Source organism: Nocardioides hungaricus (assembly GCF_054782915.1).
This window is the reverse complement of record NZ_BAAGRO010000001.1, coordinates 131,952-146,377: the sequence shown is the minus strand read 5'-3', so window position 1 is coordinate 146,377 and position 14,426 is coordinate 131,952. Positions and strand designations below refer to the sequence as shown.

Sequence of the window (14,426 nt, the reverse complement as noted above, 5' to 3'; positions counted from 1 at the left end):
CACCATCCCATGGTGAAACTGCGGGGGAGGGGCTGACACGCTGCTGCTCACGTGAGCCGCCGCTCCCACAGCTCGGTGTCGATCCACCGGCCGAACTTGAAGCCGACCTCGTGCAGCGTGCCGGCGTGCGCGAACCCGCAGGCCCGGTGCAGCGCCCGACTGCCCGGGTTCGGTACGGCGATCACGGCGACCGCCAGCCGCACGCCGTCGCCCCGCATCCGGCCGAGCAGCTCGCCGTACAGCGCCCGGCCGAGGCCCTGCCCGCGCGCGGAGGAGGCGAGGTAGACCGAGGTCTCGCGGGTCCGGGCGTAGGCCGCCCGTGGCCGGTAGCTGCCGGAGTAGGCATACCCGACGGCGGCGCCGGCGCGCTCGGCGACGAGCACGTGGTCGCCCGGGTGCGTGGAGTGCAGCCGCTCCTCCCAGTAGTCGGGGCCCGGTGGCTCGGTCGCGAACGTCGAGATGCCGTGGCGCACCTCCTCGTCGTAGATCGCGGCGATCGCGGGCAGGTCGGCCTCGGTGGCGGCGCGCACGAGTGACATGCCGCCATCCTCGCGGAGGCCGGCGGGGCTCGGACGCGCGGCGCGCGAGCGGACTGGAAGGATGGGCGGCATGAGCGGGACGGTGGCTGGATGCGCAGGCGGTGCGCCCGTGAGGAAGGCATGGCACCCATGAGACACACCGAGCTCTGGGCCCGGATCGACGACGCGCTGGGGGAGTCCTACGCGCGCACCTGGGCCGAGCTGTTCGTCATCGGCGACCTCGGCGGCCGCACCGCCAGCGAGGCGCTGGCCGCCGGCGTACCACCGAAGGAGGTGTGGGCCGCGGTATGGCGAGTCCTGGAGCTGCCCCCGAGCAAGCGCTGACGCTGGCGGCCGCCCAGCGGCGCACGGTGCGCACGCTGGTCGCCGCGCAGGCGGTCGGCGCCGTCGGGATCACCATCGGCATCGCGACCGCGTCGCTGCTCGCGCGCGACCTCTCCGGGTCGGACAGCCAGGCCGGGCTGGCGCAGACCTTCCAGGTGCTCGGCGCCGCGGTCGCGGCGTACCTGCTCGCCCGGATGATGTCGCGGCGCGGTCGCCGCTCGGGCCTCGCCACGGGCTACCTGATCGGCGCCGCCGGCGCGGTGCTCGCCGTCGTCGCGGGCGTCGTCGAGTCGATGGCGTTGCTGCTCGTCGGCGCGGTCCTGCTCGGCGCGACCACGGCGGCCAACAACGGGGCGCGGTACGCCGCCACCGACCTCGCCGAGGACGCGCACAAGGGCCGCGCGCTCTCCACGGTGGTGTGGGCGACGACCATCGGCGCGGTCGCCGGCCCGAACCTCACCGGCCCCTCGGCGGCCTTCGCCGACGCGCTCGGCATTCCCGAGCTGACCGGGCCGTTCGCGCTCGGCAGCATCGGGATGCTCGCGGCCGCGCTGGTGATCTGGGGGCTGCTCCGGCCCGACCCGCTGCTGCTGGCTCGCGAGGCCGCCGGCGTACCCGTCACCGAGCCGTCCGGCACCGCGTGGAGCCGCGCGGTCGCGGCGGCCCGGGAGCGGCCGGTGCTGGCCTTCGCCGTGCTCGGCATGGCCTGCGCGCACGCGGCGATGGTCGCGGTGATGGTGATGACGCCGCTGCAGATGGAGCACGGCCAGGCCGAGCTGCGCGTGATCGGGCTGGTGATCAGCCTGCACGTGCTCGGCATGTTCGCGTTCTCGCCGCTGGTCGGCATCCTGGCCGACCGCACCAGCCGGCCCGCCGTGCTCGTCGCAGGCGCGGTGCTGCTGCTCGCCGCGCTCGTCCTCTGCGCCGCCGCGCCGGCGGGCAGCAGCTGGCAGATCTTCGTGGGGCTCTTCCTGCTCGGCCTGGGCTGGTCGTTCGCGACCGTCGCGGCGTCCACGCTGATCGCCCAGCACGCGCCGCTCGATGCCCGCACCGACGTCCAGGGCGCCGCCGACCTGGTCATGGGCCTGACCGCCGCCGGCGCGGGAGGCCTGGCGGGCGTGGTCGTCGGCGCGTGGGGCTACCCCGAGCTCGCGATCGGCTCGATCGGACTGGTCGCCCTGGTCGCGGTGGGCGGATTCGGCGCGCGGGCGACCACGCGGCTGGCACCCTGAGCACGTGACCCACGCGGACGTGGCCGTGATCGGCGGCACCGGCTTCTACTCCTTCCTCGCCGACTACGAGGAGCACGCCGTCGACACGCCGTACGGCGAGCCCTCGGCCCGGATCGCCGTCGGCTCGGTCGCAGGCCGCCGGGTGGCGTTCCTGCCGCGGCACGGGCCGCACCACGAGTACCCGCCGCACGCGATCCCCTACCGCGCGAACCTGTGGGCGCTGCGCTCCCTCGGCGTGCGCCAGGTGCTCGCGCCGTGCGCGGTCGGCGGCCTCTCCGAGGCGGTCGCGCCGGGCGACGTGGTCGTCCCCGACCAACTCGTCGACCGCACGCACCGGCGGATCTCGTCGTACGTCGAGAGCGGCGCCGTGCACCTGCCCTTCGCCGACCCCTACTGCGCCGGCGTCGCCGGGGCGGTCCGCGCGGCCGACCCAGGGGTGAGGGCCGGCGCGACGATGGTCGTGATCGAGGGCCCGCGGTTCTCCACGCGCGCGGAGTCGCGGTGGTACGCCGCCGCCGGCGGGACGCTCATCAACATGACCGGCGCCCCGGAGGCGGCCCTCGCCCGGGAGCTGCGGATGTGCTACGCCGCGATCGCCCTCGTCACCGACATGGACGCCGGCGCGGAGAGCGGGGGCGGGGTCGGCCAGGAGGAGGTCTTCACGCTGTTCCGGGCGAACCTCGAGCGGCTCACCGGCCTGCTCACCGCCGCGGTGGCCGGGCTGCCGGATCCCTCGGGGTGCTCGTGCTCGACGTGGGCCGACGGGATCGCGCTGACCTACGACACGCCCTGACGCCTCCCGAACATCTGTTCGATCCTGGGCTAGTTTCTGTCCACAGGCACGACGTGGAGCGAGGTTGTCCACAGCGGTCGACGCGCTGACCAGGCGCTGTCGGTGGCTCGCCCTAGCGTCGCCGACGTGCCTGGAACCCGACGAGAGACAAGGAAGAACGCCATGGCTGGTGGAGACCGCGAGAAGGCCCTCGACGCCGCGCTGCTGAACATCGAGAAGCAGTTCGGCAAGGGCTCCGTGATGCGCCTGGGCGACGAGACCCGCGCCCCCCTGGAGGTCATCCCGACCGGATCGATCGCGCTCGACGTCGCGCTGGGCCTCGGCGGCCTGCCGCGCGGCCGCGTGGTCGAGATCTACGGTCCGGAGTCGTCGGGCAAGACGACCGTCGCCCTGCACGCCGTGGCCAGCGCCCAGCGCGCCGGCGGCATCGTCGCCTTCATCGACGCCGAGCACGCGCTCGACCCGGAGTACGCCAAGGCCCTCGGCGTCGACACCGACGCCCTCCTCGTCTCCCAGCCCGACTCCGGCGAGCAGGCGCTGGAGATCGCGGACATGCTGATCCGCTCTGGCGCGCTCGACCTGATCGTCATCGACTCGGTGGCCGCGCTGGTGCCCCGGGCCGAGATCGAGGGCGAGATGGGCGACAGCCACGTCGGACTCCAGGCCCGGCTGATGAGCCAGGCGCTGCGCAAGATGACCGGCGCGCTCAACAACTCCAAGACCACAGCGATCTTCATCAACCAGCTGCGCGAGAAGATCGGCGTCATGTTCGGCTCGCCGGAGACCACCACCGGCGGCCGGGCGCTGAAGTTCTACTCCTCGGTGCGCCTCGACGTGCGCCGCATCGAGACGCTCAAGGACGGCACCGACATGGTCGGCAACCGGACCCGGGTCAAGGTCGTGAAGAACAAGGTCGCCCCGCCGTTCAAGCAGGCCGAGTTCGACATCATGTACGGCAAGGGCATCAGCCGCGAGGGCGGCCTGATCGACGTCGGCGTCGAGGCCGGCATCGTCCGCAAGGCCGGCGCCTGGTACACCTACGAGGGCGACCAGCTCGGCCAGGGCAAGGAGAACTCGCGGAAGTTCCTCAAGGACAACCCCGACCTCGCCAACGAGCTCGAGAAGAAGATCCTCGAGAAGCTCGGCGTCGGCCCGACCGTCGACCACGACGTGACCGAGCTCCCGGCCGAGCCGATCGGCGTCGACGACTTCTGAACGTGATGCACGAGAACCGGCCTGCCCCCGAATGGCTGGGGGACGTCTCGACCGGCGTCGACGCCTGGACCCGGAGGTCCGCGCCGGCGCCGCCCGAGGACGCCGCCACCCAGGTGCCCGAGGCCGACCCCGAGTCCGTGGCGCGCAGGATCCTGCTCGACCAGCTCACCGGGCAGGCCCGCAGCCGCCGGGAGCTGAGCGACCGGCTCGCGAAGAAGAACGTGCCCGCCGACGTCGCCACCCGCCTCCTCGACCGGTTCGAGGAGGTCGGGCTGGTCGACGACGAGGCGTTCGCCCGCTCCTGGATCGCCTCCCGCCAGCCGGCCGGGGGCGGCCGGGGCCTGGCGCGGCGGGCGCTGGCCCAGGAGCTGCGCCGCAAGGGCGTCGACGACGAGGTCGCCCGCGAAGCGCTCGACGAGATCGACCCGGCCGACGAGGAGGAGGCCGCCCGTGCTCTGGTCCGCAAGAGGCTGCGCTCGCTGAGCCGGGTCGACGACGCCACCGCCACCCGCCGGCTGGTCGGCATGCTGGCCCGCAAGGGGTACGGCTCGGGGCTGTCCTTCGCGGTCGTGAGGGAGGAGTTGGAGGTCGCTGGGCGTCGATCGCTGGACGACTGACCCGTCCGACCCGCCAGAATGCTCCCGTGGCCGAGCGCGAGACCCTGACCTACGAGCTGTTCGGTACGGCGGTGCGCGACCTCGCCCGGCAGGTGGTCGACAGCGGCTACGAGCCCGACCTGGTGCTCTCGATCGCCCGCGGCGGGCTCGGGCTGGGCATGGGCCTGGGCTACGCGCTGGACGTGAAGAACCTGTCGGCGGTGAACGTCGAGTTCTACACCGGGGTCGACGAGCGGCTCGACGTGCCGATCATGCTGCCGCCGACCCCGGCGGCGGTGGACCTGGCCGGGCTGAGGGTCCTCATCGCCGACGACGTCGCCGACACCGGCAAGACGCTGGAGATCGTCCGGGACTTCTGCGCCGACCACGTCGCGGAGGCGCGGGTGGCGGTCATCTACGAGAAGCCGTGGACCGTGGTCCGGCCGGAGTACGTCTGGCGGCGTACCGACCGCTGGATCGACTTCCCCTGGTCCGCCGAGCCGCCGTTGGTGGACCGGGCCTGTCGATGAACGCCCCCCGGACGAGCCGGCTGCACCTGGTGGTCCACGACCGCGGCCGGGAGCTCGCCGGGGTCGTGCACGAGGGTGAGTCGTGGGCGGCGGCCGCGCGCCGCACGGTCGCGAGCCTGCACGTCGAGCCGGTGCCGGTGGACCTCTCCGCCGAGCCGAAGCGGTTCCTCGTCGACCACGACAACCGGGTGACCGTGCGCGCGATGACCCGCGGCGACCTCCCCGACGTGACGCGGTGGCGGCAGACCGACCACCTGCATCGGTGGTGGGCCTCGGACGGCGAGCCGACGACGGAGCGGGTCGAGGGGCAGTACGGCCCGAGCATCGACGGGATGACGCCGACCCGGATGTGGGTCGCGGAGGTCAACGGGCGCTCGGTCGGGTTCGTGCAGGACTACCGCGTCGGCGACTACCCCGAGTACGCCGTGCTCGGGCCCGACCCGGACGCGGTCGGCGTCGACTACGCCCTCGCGGAGGAGTGGAGCGGACGCGGGTTCGGGGTCCGGGTGGTGTGGGCCTGGATGGCCCGCGCGCGGCGCCGGTTCCCGGACGCGACGGCGTTCTTCGCGGCGCCCGACCACCGCAACGCGGCGTCGCTGCGGATGCTCGCGAAGGCCGGGTTCGCCGAGGGCCTGTGGTTCGACGAGCCGCAGGAGGACGGCAGCGTGCGGACCGTGGTCGGCTGCACCCTCGACGTACGACGGGTGCTGGGCTGACGCCGACGCGGCAGTGAAACGGGCCGGGCCGCCCGGGGAGGACTCCGAGCAGCCCGGCCAGTGGGGGTCGACGTCAGTACTTGCGCGTGTAGTACGTCCGGCTGTTCGTGGTCGCGAACGCCTTGCTGGACGCGATCTGGATCCGCCAGAAGTACTTGCCCTTGCGCGGCGCGGGCAGGTACACGACGAAGCGGCTCTTCTTGTTCGTGCGGACCGCCTTGAAGCGCTTCCACTTCTTGCCCTGCTTCTTCAAGATGACGACCTTGCCCTTGAGCTTCGGGCTGACCTTGCCCTTGACCCCGGCCCGCTTGCCGCTGATGCCCTGGAGGTCGAGCTTGCGCTGGACCTTGCTCGTGACGCCCGCCGTCGCCGGGGCGTAGTCGGCGGTGCCGCTGTAGAGCACGCGGTAGCTGGCGTTGCCGACGGCCTTGATGCTCTTGTAGAGGTACGCCGAGGACTCACTCCCGATCGTCTTCCAGTCGCTTCCCGGCACCTTGCGCTGCACGGTGAGGGTGCCGTCGTAGACCTGCTGGCCGGCGTCGGTGACGACGTTGATCGACAGCGAGAGGGTGTCGCCGTAGGCCGGGACGCCGGGTTGTGAGCGGTAGGAGCTGGCGTAGAGCCAGCCCTTGCCGTCACTGCCGCCCACGATGCGGGTCGCGGTGGCGGCGGCAGCGGGGGAGGAGGTGAGGAGGGCAGCCGGCGCGGCGAGCGAGGTGACGACGGCGGCGGCGAGGATGCGACGTAGGCGCATGACAGGTCCTGTCTTCTTGGTCCGAGTGAGGTGGGCCCCGAGCGCCCATCGGGCGACTACCCGACAGGGACAGTCGACAAACCCGGCCATGCGCCGGGTCATTAGGGTGTCTCCGTGATCCCGACCGTGGCCGTGACCCGCTACGTCACGCCGCTGCGCGAGGGCGGCAGCCTGCCCGGCATCGTCGAGGGCGACGACCTCGGCACCTACGTCTGCAAGTTCCGCGGCGCCGGCCAGGGCGTGCGGGTGCTCGTCGCCGAGGTGATCGTCGGCGAGCTGGCCCGGCGGATCGGGCTGCGCACCCCGGCGCTGGTGGCGCTCGACCTCGACCCCGAGATCGCCCGCTACGAGGCCGACGAGGAGGTCCAGGACCTGCTCAACGCCAGCCCGGGCCTCAACCTCGGCGTCGACTTCCTCCCCGGCGCGTTCGGCTTCGACGGCGCCGAGCCGGTCGAACGGGGCCCCACGGGCGAGGGCGTCGCCGCGAAGGTGCTGTGGCTCGACGCCTTCACCGCGAACGTCGACCGGTCCTGGCGCAACCCGAACCTGCTCTCCTGGCACGGCGAGCTGTGGGTGATCGACCACGGCGCGGCGTTGTACTTCCACCACGCCTGGGCGGGCGGGGTGACCGATCCGGACCGGTTCGCCCGCCAGCCGTGGAGCATCGAGGACCACGTCTTCGCGACCAAGGCGCGGCAGCTGCCGGCCGCGGACGAGGAGATCGGCGCGACCCTGTCCGCGGAGGTCTTCGCCGAGGTCCTCGCGCAGGTGCCGGACGTCTGGCTCGATCCGGTGCCCGGTGCGGAGACGCCGGACGCCGTCCGGGCCGCCTATGTCGGCTTCCTGACCGCGCGGCTCGGCACCCGGCGGTGGCTGCCGACCGGTGGGGCGGGGGTGGCGGTGCGATGAGCAGCAGGCTCGCCTACCAGTACGTCGTGCTCCGCTGCGTGCCCCGCGTGGACCGCGAGGAGTTCGTCAACGTCGGCGTGGTGCTCTACTGCCAGGCGACCGACTTCCTCGGCGTCGCCTGGCACGTCGACCGCGACCGGCTGCGCGCCCTCGACCCGCGGCTCGACGTCGACCAGGTCTGCGAGGCGCTGAGCTTCGTCGAGGGCGTCTGCGCCGGCGACGAGCGCGGGGGTGCGGCGTCGGGGAGGCCGACCGGCCAGCGGTTCGGGTTCCTCGGGGCGCCGCGCAGTACCGTCCTCCAGCCCGGCCCGGTGCACGGCGGCGTCACCCACGACCCGGCCCGCCAGCTCGAGCGCCTGATGGAGAAGCTCGTCGGCTGAGGGGCTCAGACCAGCCCGTGCTCGTGCGCGAACACCACGATCTGCACCCGGTCGCGCAGTCCGAGCTTGCGCAGGATCGCACCCACGTGGGTCTTCACCGTCGACTCGCTGGCGAAGACCTGTTCGCCGATCTCGGTGTTGGACAGCCCGCGTGCGACCGCGCCGAAGACCTGGCGCTCCTTCTCGGTCAGGGAGCGGTACGCCGGGGGCACCGGTGTGCGGCTGCGGAACTGGCCGTCCAGCAGCGTCGAGAGGTCGCTCGGCGCGAGCACGGCGTTGCCGGCGTGCACGGTGCGGATCGCGTCGGCCAGCATCACCGGCGTGGTGCCCTTGAGGAGGAACCCGCTGGCGCCGTAGCGGATCGCCGTCGCGGCCCGGTCGTCGAGGTTGAAGGTCGTGAGCACCACGACGCGCACCGGCTTGGTGCGGCGGGCGGCCCGGTCCGGCAGGAAGATCTGGCGGGTCGCCTCGACGCCGTCCATCTCGGGCATCCGGACGTCCATGAGCACCACGTCGGGCTCGAGCTCGTCGACGAGCCGCACCGCCTCGAGCCCGTCGGCGGCGGATCCGACGACCTGCATCCCCTCCTGGGCGTCGACGATCACCCGGACGCCCTCGCGGAAGAGATCCTGGTCGTCGACCAGCAGGACCGCGATCATCCGCGACTCCGCAGCGGCACCCACACGGTGGCGGTGAAGCGGGGCGGGTCGGTGCGCCGGCGTACGTCCAGCCGGCCACCGACCGCCTCGAGCCGGCCGCGCATGCCCTCGAGCCCCTGGCCGCCCGGCGCCACCGGCATGGTCGGCACCGGGCGGCCCTGTCCGTGGAGTGGCTGGGTCTCCTCCGAGCCCGCGGCCGAGACCGGGGACGGGGCGTCGACGGCGTTCTCGACCTCGATGCGCAGGTCGCCCTCCCAGTGCCGCTCGACGCGGACCGGCTGGTCGCGGCGGCCGTGCTTGATCGCGTTGGTGAGCATCTCCTGGAGCACGCGGAACGCGACGACCTCCAGCTCCGGAGGCATCGGCTGCGGCGTACCGACCTCGGTCGAGACGACCTCGTGCCCGCTGGCTCGCACGCCCTCGATCAGGCCGTCCAGGTCCGCCTGCCGGGCGGGCCGCGCGGTCTCGCCGGAGGTCGAGGTGAGCACCTGCCGCACGTCGTCCAGCGACGTCCGCGCCGAGGAGGCGATGTTCTCCATCGTCTGCTTGAGCTTGGCGGTGTCGACGTCGTCGAGATACTGCGCCGACTCGGCCTGCGCGAGGATCACGGCCAGCGAGTGGCCGACCACGTCGTGCACGTCGCGGGCCAGCTGGGCCTGCCCCTCGCGCAGCCGGGCGATCTCCTCGGCCTGGTCGCGCTCGGCCTCCGCGACCTCCTGCGACGCGCGCGACTGCCGCGCCCGGGTGGAGAACCGCAGGGCCAGGCCGGCGAGCCAGGGGACGCCGAGCACCAACATGCCGAGCACGGCGGCGCCGAGCTGACGGCCGCTGACCGATCCGGCCGTCTGGCCGACCAGGTCCCGCAGCCCTGCTGCGTCGATCGCCGCGTAGAGGATCTCGTGGTCGATCCACAGCACCGCGATCACGGCGGCCACCGGGATCGACACTCCGCTGGCCAGCATGGTCGGCGTGCTGCCCCAGCGCGCCGTGCCGAAGGCGACGACGCCGATCGCGAGCTGGATCACGAGCAGCTGGGTGCCGGTGGCGACCTGCATCGTGCAGACCGCCCCCACGAGCGCGAGTGCGACCGCGGGGAGCCGTCGAGAGAGGCCGACGGCCGTCGCGATGCCGAGGACGACGAGCACCAGCGCCGGGTGCGGGTCGTTGTAGTAGTAGTACGGGTCGATGCTGCGCACCTCGACCAGGCCGACGAGCAGCACGACCGACCCGACCACGAGGTCGGGGACCCAGGCCCGCACGCGGGTCATCGCACCGGTCATACGGAGACCGGCTCCCGCCGGCGCTGCAGGGGCGCTTCGACGTACCGCCAGCTCAGCGCCGCGGCCACCAGCGTCAGCGCGGCCGCCGGCAGGGCGGGCAGCCAGAGCGAGAGCGGATAGTTCCAGAGGTACGCCGCGTAGGAGACCGTCCCGAGCCAGACCACGGCGGCCAGCGGCCCGGTGACGGTCAGCCAGGTCCGCCAGGCGAGGATCAGCACGCCGGTCAGCGCCGCGATGGCCGGGCCTCCTGCCAGGTAGGTGAGCGCGTGTCCACGCAAGGGAACCACACTCAGCGCCGTCAGGGCCGCGAGGGCGGCCGGTGCCGCCCAGGCCGGCACCGCGAGCCGGTCGCCGTGCAGCCGGACCGCGGCCCCGATCACGAAGCACACCGCCCAGCTGGTGGGCAGCGCGTAGGCCAGGTCGGGCGCCTCGGCCAGCCACCAGACGGTCGCGAGGCAGGCCAGGACGGTCGCGGCGCCGGCCACGACCAGGGCCCGATGGCGGCCGAGCAGCAGCAGCGTGGCCGGCCAGAGCAGGTAGAACTGCTCCTCGGTCGCCAGCGTCCAGAGGTGGAAGGTCGCGCCGTCCACGCTCGCGAACGGCAGGTTGCCGGTCCAGGTCAGCGCCCACAGCATCGTCCAGCCCAGCTCGTCGCGGTCGCCGAGCGGGTCGGCCACCAGCGTCACGAGGGCCACGCCGGCGACGAGCACGAGCAGCGCCGGCACCAGCCGTCGAGCGCGGCGCGCGTAGAACTCGCCGAGGCGCGGTCCGCGCTCGAGCACCCCGGTGATCAGGTAGCCGGACAGCGCGAAGAACATCACGACCCCGACCACCCCGGCGCCCGCGAAGACGCCGGGCACGGCGTGGCGCAGCATCACCAGGCCGATGGCGATCCCGCGGATCAGGTCCAGGCCGTCGATCCGAGCGGTCACCGGCCGGCGCCGCGGACCAGTTCGTCGAGCAGGTCCGGGTAGGACAGCCCGGCCGCCGCGAACATCCGCGGCACCTGGGAGTGCTCGGTCATCCCCGGCACCGTGTTGACCTCGTTGAGCACCGGCCCGTCCGCGGTCAGGAAGAAGTCGACCCGCGCGACGCCGCCGCAGCCGAGGGCGTCGTACGCCGCCAGCGCGGCGTCCTCCAGCGCCTTGGCGTCGACCTCGTCGAGCGCCGCGGGGACGCGGAAGTCCGCGTGCCCGCCGTACTTGGCGTCGTAGTCGAACAGCCCGTCGGCGACGATCTCCAGCGCGGGCGCGGCGACGAGCGCGCCGTCGGCGCGGCGGAGCACGGCGACGTCGATCTCGCGGCCGGCGACGACGTCCTCGACCAGCACCCGGTCGTCGAGCGCCAGCGCCGCGTCGAGCGCCGGCCGCAGCGCCTCGGGCGAGGTCACCAGGCTGACGCCGAGGCTGGAGCCGGCCGCGACCGGCTTCACGACGACCGGATGCGTCCAGCGCAGGTGCGCCGCGGTCGCGGCGGTCACGAGCTGCCCGGGCGCGGTGGCGATGCCGACCGCCCGGGCGACCAGCTTGGTCACCCACTTGTCCATGGCGAGCGCTCCCGGGCGGACGCCGGAGCCGACGTAGGGGAGCCCGGCCAGCTCGCACAGCGCTGCGAGCGCGCCGTCCTCGCCGTGCGGCCCGTGCACGACGGGGAACACCACGTCGCAGCCGCGCAGCACCTGCGCCGCGCCGCTGAGCCCGATCGGCCGCAGGCCGCGGTCGCGCCAGGTGCCGTCGCGGCCGATGGTGAGCGGCACGACGTCGTACGTCGCCGGGTCGAGTGCCGCGGCGACGGCCGCTGCCGAGGCGAGGGAGACGTCGTGCTCGCAGCTCTGCCCGCCGCCGATCACCGCGACCCGGGTCCTCACGACAGACTCCGCAGGTGCGGGACGCCGCGCACCCGGCGCGCGACCCGGGCACCGAGCCCGGTGACGACCTCGTGCTCGATCGTGCCGGCCCAGGCGGCCCACTCGGCGACGGTCGGCTCGCCCGCGTCGCCCGGCCCGAAGACCGTCACGGTCTCGCCGGGGTCGATGCCGCGCTCGCCGAGGTCGACGACGAGCTGGTCCATCGAGACCAGGCCGACGACGGGACGCCGTACGCCGCGCACCAGCACCTCGGCGCGGCCGGACGCCGCACGGGGCAGCCCGTCGGCGTACCCCAGCGGCACCAGCCCGAGGTGGGTGGGAGCGCTCGTGCGGTGGGCGTGGCCGTAGCCGACCGGCGTGCCCGCGCGGACCCGCCGGACCGACACGACCGGCGCGGTCAGCGTCATCGCGGGCCGCAGCGCGGTGGTGCCCGACGGGTCGATGCCGACCAGGCCCGCGCCGACGCGGCTCATCGTGTGGTGCGTGCGCGGGTCGGTGAGGGTCGCCGCCGTGGCGGCGAGGTGCCGGTCGCGAGGGCGCAGGCCGGCGGCGCGGGCGTGCTCCAGCGCCCAGGCGAAGCGGGTGCGGCCGATCGCGTTGCACTCGTCGCCGGGGGAGTCGGCGCAGCCGAGGTGGCCCATCACGCCGACGACCTCGACCTCGCCGCGCTGCTCGGCCCGGCGGGCGGAGCGGCACAGCAGCGCCCAGCCGGCCGGGTCGGCGCCGTCGCGGGCCATGCCGGCGTCCACGTGCAGGTGCACGCGGGCGCGCCCCGGGGCCGCGGCCGCGGCGGCGAGGTGCTGGAGCGAGGGGACGGCGACCTCGACGCCGTGCGCGGTCGCGCTCGCGAAGTCGGCGTCGACCGGGTTCAGCCAGGACAGCACCGGTGCGCCGAGGCCGAGCAGCGGCCACGCCTCGTCCAGCGAGGTGACGCCGAGGCGGGTGGCGCCGTGGGCGAGCGCGGTGCGGGCGACGTCGAGGGCGCCGTGGCCGAACCCGTCCGCCTTCACGACCGCCATCAGCTCCCCGGTCGTCCGGGCGGCCAGCAGCCGGGTGTTGGCCGCGACCGCGGCGAGGTCGACCTCGAGCCGTGGCCCGCTGCCGGTCCGCCCGCGCGGGGCGACCGCGACGCTCACGCCGCCACCGCCGCGGACAGCGGGCCGTAGACCGCGTGGTCGGCGCCGGTGACCAGCGCCCAGTAGCGGTCGCCGAAGCTCCAGTGCCACCACTCGGTCGGGTAGTTCACCAGCCCCTGCGCGTGCAGCACGGCCGAGAGCAGGTCCCGGTGCGCGCGGGCGTCCGCGCCGATGCCGTCCGCGGCGAACCAGCAGCGCCCGTCGCTCTCCTCCGGCGTCGCGTCGATCGGCGTGCCGAGGTCGAGCTCGTCGCCGCACACGTCGACCAGGGTCAGGTCGACCGCCGCGCCGGCCACATGCGGTGCGACGTCGACCGGCGAGACGAACCGGCTCGTCAGCCGCTCCAGCTCGCCCTCGTCGATGCCGGGGTGCCGGGCGCGCAGCTGGGCGGCGTACGACGCGATGATGGCGCGCTGCCGCTCGACCGGCCGGTGCCCTTCCACGACGCGCAGCCGGATCCCGGGCGGCAGCAGGGTTTCGGCTGCCAGCAGCCGAAACCGGAGCCCGGCGCGCACCAGCGCACCGGTAGGGGACAGAACGGCGGGCAGCCGCACCAGCGGCTCCCCGCACTCGACCACGGGCAGCGCCCGGACCCGGGCGTCGGACAGCAGGATCGTCATGCCGTCCACGCTAGGAACGGCGACCCCTCACCCGCCTCCACCTCAGGTGCCGGCCACCTGCCCCGAAGTGCCGAGTCGGCGCAGTCTCAACTGAGACTGCGCCGACTCGGCGTCAGACGGGGACGAGCTCGACTGCGCCGACGGCGTACCGCGCCAGGATCGCGCGGGCCAGCTCCGGGTGGGCGCCGAGCGGATCGGAGACGGCGACGGCGCCGGCCTCGAGCGCGAGCTCCGCGGCCCGGTCCGGCAGGTTGCCGGGGGCGAGGAAGAGCGACGCGACCGCGATGTGGCGGCGGCCCTCGGCGCGGAACGCCCGCACCGCCTCGCCGGTGGCCGGCGGGGAGGACGAGGCGTACGCCGCCGTGACCGGCAGCTTGTGCCGGGCGCCCCAGACGCGGGCGAGCCGGGCGACGGCCTGGTTGGCGAGCGGGTCGCTGGAGCCGGCCGCGGCCAGCACGAGCGCGTCCAGCTCGCGGACCCGGGCCGCGCGCAGCGCCTCGCGCATCCGGACGTCGAGCACCTCGAGGAACTGCGCCTCCAGGCCGAGGATGCTCGTCGCCCGGATCCTCAGGCCCTCGTGCCGCGCCTGCGCCTCGGCGACGGCGCTCGGGACGTCGACCTTGGCGTGGTAGGCCTCGGTCAGCAGCAGGGGCACGACGACGATCTCGTCGTACCCCGCCCTGACCAGGCGGTCCACGACCGTCGTGAACGACGGCTTGGACAGCTCGAGGAAGGCCGGCTCGATGCGCAGGTCGGGGCGCATCGCCCTGACCTCGCCGACGAGGGCCTTGATGGTCGCGGCGGACCGGGGGTCACGACTGCCGTGAGCCAGGGCCACCAGAGCCGGAGCAGTCATCGCACTGCCTCCTTCGTGGT

General features: G+C 74.2%; 18 protein-coding genes. 9 read left to right on the top strand and 9 right to left on the bottom strand.

What is annotated here, in order from left to right; all coding sequences use genetic code 11:
- Nucleotides 1-47: 47 nt before the first annotated feature.
- Nucleotides 48-539, bottom strand: coding sequence for a GNAT family N-acetyltransferase (locus ACYVKX_RS00740; protein WP_460828577.1), 492 nt, complete (start codon nt 537-539; stop codon nt 48-50).
- Between the two features lie 129 nt (nt 540-668).
- On the opposite strand from ACYVKX_RS00740, the gene ACYVKX_RS00735 reads away from it, so the two are divergent.
- The 7 genes from ACYVKX_RS00735 (at nt 669) to ACYVKX_RS00705 (ending at nt 5,945) form a co-directional block, all read left to right on the top strand.
- A complete protein-coding gene (locus ACYVKX_RS00735) occupies nt 669-863 on the top strand; it encodes a DUF3046 domain-containing protein (protein WP_460828576.1) in 195 nt (64 codons plus the stop codon).
- Complete coding sequence (locus ACYVKX_RS00730) at nt 827-2,095, top strand: MFS transporter (RefSeq protein WP_460828575.1); 1,269 nt, start codon at nt 827-829, stop codon at nt 2,093-2,095. Before ACYVKX_RS00735 ends, ACYVKX_RS00730 begins: the two co-directional genes overlap by 37 nt.
- Before the next feature lie 4 nt (nt 2,096-2,099).
- Complete coding sequence (locus tag ACYVKX_RS00725; protein ID WP_460828574.1) at nt 2,100-2,888, top strand: S-methyl-5'-thioadenosine phosphorylase; 789 nt, start codon at nt 2,100-2,102, stop codon at nt 2,886-2,888.
- 162 nt (nt 2,889-3,050) lie between these two features.
- The gene (recA, locus tag ACYVKX_RS00720) at nt 3,051-4,103 is read left to right on the top strand and encodes a recombinase RecA (RefSeq protein WP_460828573.1); all 1,053 of its coding nucleotides are present in this window, start codon (nt 3,051-3,053) and stop codon (nt 4,101-4,103) included.
- Between the two features lie 5 nt (nt 4,104-4,108).
- Nucleotides 4,109-4,720, top strand: a complete 612-nt coding sequence (locus ACYVKX_RS00715; protein ID WP_460828634.1) for a regulatory protein RecX — start codon at nt 4,109-4,111, stop codon at nt 4,718-4,720.
- A gap of 26 nt (nt 4,721-4,746) precedes the next feature.
- Nucleotides 4,747-5,229 carry a phosphoribosyltransferase gene (locus tag ACYVKX_RS00710; RefSeq protein WP_460828572.1) on the top strand — a complete coding sequence of 161 codons (483 nt, stop codon included), beginning with the start codon at nt 4,747-4,749 and terminating at the stop codon, nt 5,227-5,229.
- The gene (locus ACYVKX_RS00705) at nt 5,226-5,945 is read left to right on the top strand and encodes a GNAT family N-acetyltransferase (RefSeq protein ID WP_460828571.1); all 720 of its coding nucleotides are present in this window, start codon (nt 5,226-5,228) and stop codon (nt 5,943-5,945) included. The genes ACYVKX_RS00710 and ACYVKX_RS00705 overlap by 4 nt, the downstream gene beginning before the upstream one ends.
- 73 nt (nt 5,946-6,018) lie before the next feature.
- Here the strand turns inward: ACYVKX_RS00705 and ACYVKX_RS00700 are convergent, their stop codons facing one another.
- Nucleotides 6,019-6,699, bottom strand: coding sequence for a hypothetical protein (locus ACYVKX_RS00700; RefSeq protein WP_460828570.1), 681 nt, complete (start codon nt 6,697-6,699; stop codon nt 6,019-6,021).
- Nucleotides 6,700-6,813: 114 nt separating this feature from the next.
- Here ACYVKX_RS00700 and ACYVKX_RS00695 point away from each other — a divergent pair, with 114 nt between their 5' ends.
- Nucleotides 6,814-7,608, top strand: a complete 795-nt coding sequence (locus ACYVKX_RS00695; protein ID WP_460828569.1) for a HipA family kinase — start codon at nt 6,814-6,816, stop codon at nt 7,606-7,608.
- On the top strand, nt 7,605-7,988 hold the full coding sequence (locus tag ACYVKX_RS00690) for a DUF3037 domain-containing protein (RefSeq protein ID WP_460828568.1): 384 nt from the start codon (nt 7,605-7,607) through the stop codon (nt 7,986-7,988). Before ACYVKX_RS00695 ends, ACYVKX_RS00690 begins: the two co-directional genes overlap by 4 nt.
- A 5-nt stretch (nt 7,989-7,993) precedes the next feature.
- On the opposite strand, the gene ACYVKX_RS00685 is transcribed toward ACYVKX_RS00690, so the two are convergent.
- The 7 genes from ACYVKX_RS00685 to ACYVKX_RS00655 all read right to left on the bottom strand — a co-directional run bounded on the left by ACYVKX_RS00685 (nt 7,994) and on the right by ACYVKX_RS00655 (nt 14,406).
- Complete coding sequence (locus ACYVKX_RS00685; protein WP_460828567.1) at nt 7,994-8,647, bottom strand: response regulator; 654 nt, start codon at nt 8,645-8,647, stop codon at nt 7,994-7,996.
- Nucleotides 8,644-9,915, bottom strand: coding sequence for a sensor histidine kinase (locus ACYVKX_RS00680; RefSeq protein WP_460828566.1), 1,272 nt, complete (start codon nt 9,913-9,915; stop codon nt 8,644-8,646). The genes ACYVKX_RS00685 and ACYVKX_RS00680 overlap by 4 nt, the downstream gene beginning before the upstream one ends.
- Before the next feature lie 8 nt (nt 9,916-9,923).
- Nucleotides 9,924-10,859, bottom strand: coding sequence for an acyltransferase family protein (locus ACYVKX_RS00675; RefSeq protein ID WP_460828565.1), 936 nt, complete (start codon nt 10,857-10,859; stop codon nt 9,924-9,926).
- Nucleotides 10,856-11,794, bottom strand: coding sequence for a D-alanine--D-alanine ligase family protein (locus ACYVKX_RS00670; RefSeq protein WP_460828564.1), 939 nt, complete (start codon nt 11,792-11,794; stop codon nt 10,856-10,858). Before ACYVKX_RS00670 ends, ACYVKX_RS00675 begins: the two co-directional genes overlap by 4 nt.
- The gene (alr, locus tag ACYVKX_RS00665; RefSeq protein WP_460828563.1) at nt 11,791-12,930 is read right to left on the bottom strand and encodes an alanine racemase; all 1,140 of its coding nucleotides are present in this window, start codon (nt 12,928-12,930) and stop codon (nt 11,791-11,793) included. The genes ACYVKX_RS00670 and alr overlap by 4 nt, the downstream gene beginning before the upstream one ends.
- Nucleotides 12,927-13,550 carry a M15 family metallopeptidase gene (locus ACYVKX_RS00660; RefSeq protein WP_460828562.1) on the bottom strand — a complete coding sequence of 208 codons (624 nt, stop codon included), beginning with the start codon at nt 13,548-13,550 and terminating at the stop codon, nt 12,927-12,929. The genes alr and ACYVKX_RS00660 overlap by 4 nt, the downstream gene beginning before the upstream one ends.
- Nucleotides 13,551-13,662: 112 nt before the next feature.
- The gene (locus tag ACYVKX_RS00655; protein WP_460828561.1) at nt 13,663-14,406 is read right to left on the bottom strand and encodes a sirohydrochlorin chelatase; all 744 of its coding nucleotides are present in this window, start codon (nt 14,404-14,406) and stop codon (nt 13,663-13,665) included.
- Between the last annotated feature and the right edge of the window lie 20 nt (nt 14,407-14,426).

Bases quoted from the DNA above. Each gene is read 5' to 3' on its own strand.
- ACYVKX_RS00740 (WP_460828577.1), bottom strand. From the start codon at position 539: ATGTCACTCGTGCGCGCCGCCACCGAGGCCGACCTGCCCGCGATCGCC.
- ACYVKX_RS00735 (WP_460828576.1), top strand. From the start codon at position 669: ATGAGACACACCGAGCTCTGGGCCCGGATCGACGACGCGCTGGGGGAG.
- ACYVKX_RS00730 (WP_460828575.1), top strand. From the start codon at position 827: ATGGCGAGTCCTGGAGCTGCCCCCGAGCAAGCGCTGACGCTGGCGGCC.
- recA (WP_460828573.1), top strand. From the start codon at position 3,051: ATGGCTGGTGGAGACCGCGAGAAGGCCCTCGACGCCGCGCTGCTGAAC.
- ACYVKX_RS00715 (WP_460828634.1), top strand. From the start codon at position 4,109: ATGCACGAGAACCGGCCTGCCCCCGAATGGCTGGGGGACGTCTCGACC.
- ACYVKX_RS00705 (WP_460828571.1), top strand. From the start codon at position 5,226: ATGAACGCCCCCCGGACGAGCCGGCTGCACCTGGTGGTCCACGACCGC.
- ACYVKX_RS00700 (WP_460828570.1), bottom strand. From the start codon at position 6,699: ATGCGCCTACGTCGCATCCTCGCCGCCGCCGTCGTCACCTCGCTCGCC.
- ACYVKX_RS00690 (WP_460828568.1), top strand. From the start codon at position 7,605: ATGAGCAGCAGGCTCGCCTACCAGTACGTCGTGCTCCGCTGCGTGCCC.
- ACYVKX_RS00685 (WP_460828567.1), bottom strand. From the start codon at position 8,647: ATGATCGCGGTCCTGCTGGTCGACGACCAGGATCTCTTCCGCGAGGGC.
- ACYVKX_RS00680 (WP_460828566.1), bottom strand. From the start codon at position 9,915: ATGACCCGCGTGCGGGCCTGGGTCCCCGACCTCGTGGTCGGGTCGGTC.
- ACYVKX_RS00660 (WP_460828562.1), bottom strand. From the start codon at position 13,550: ATGACGATCCTGCTGTCCGACGCCCGGGTCCGGGCGCTGCCCGTGGTC.
- ACYVKX_RS00655 (WP_460828561.1), bottom strand. From the start codon at position 14,406: ATGACTGCTCCGGCTCTGGTGGCCCTGGCTCACGGCAGTCGTGACCCC.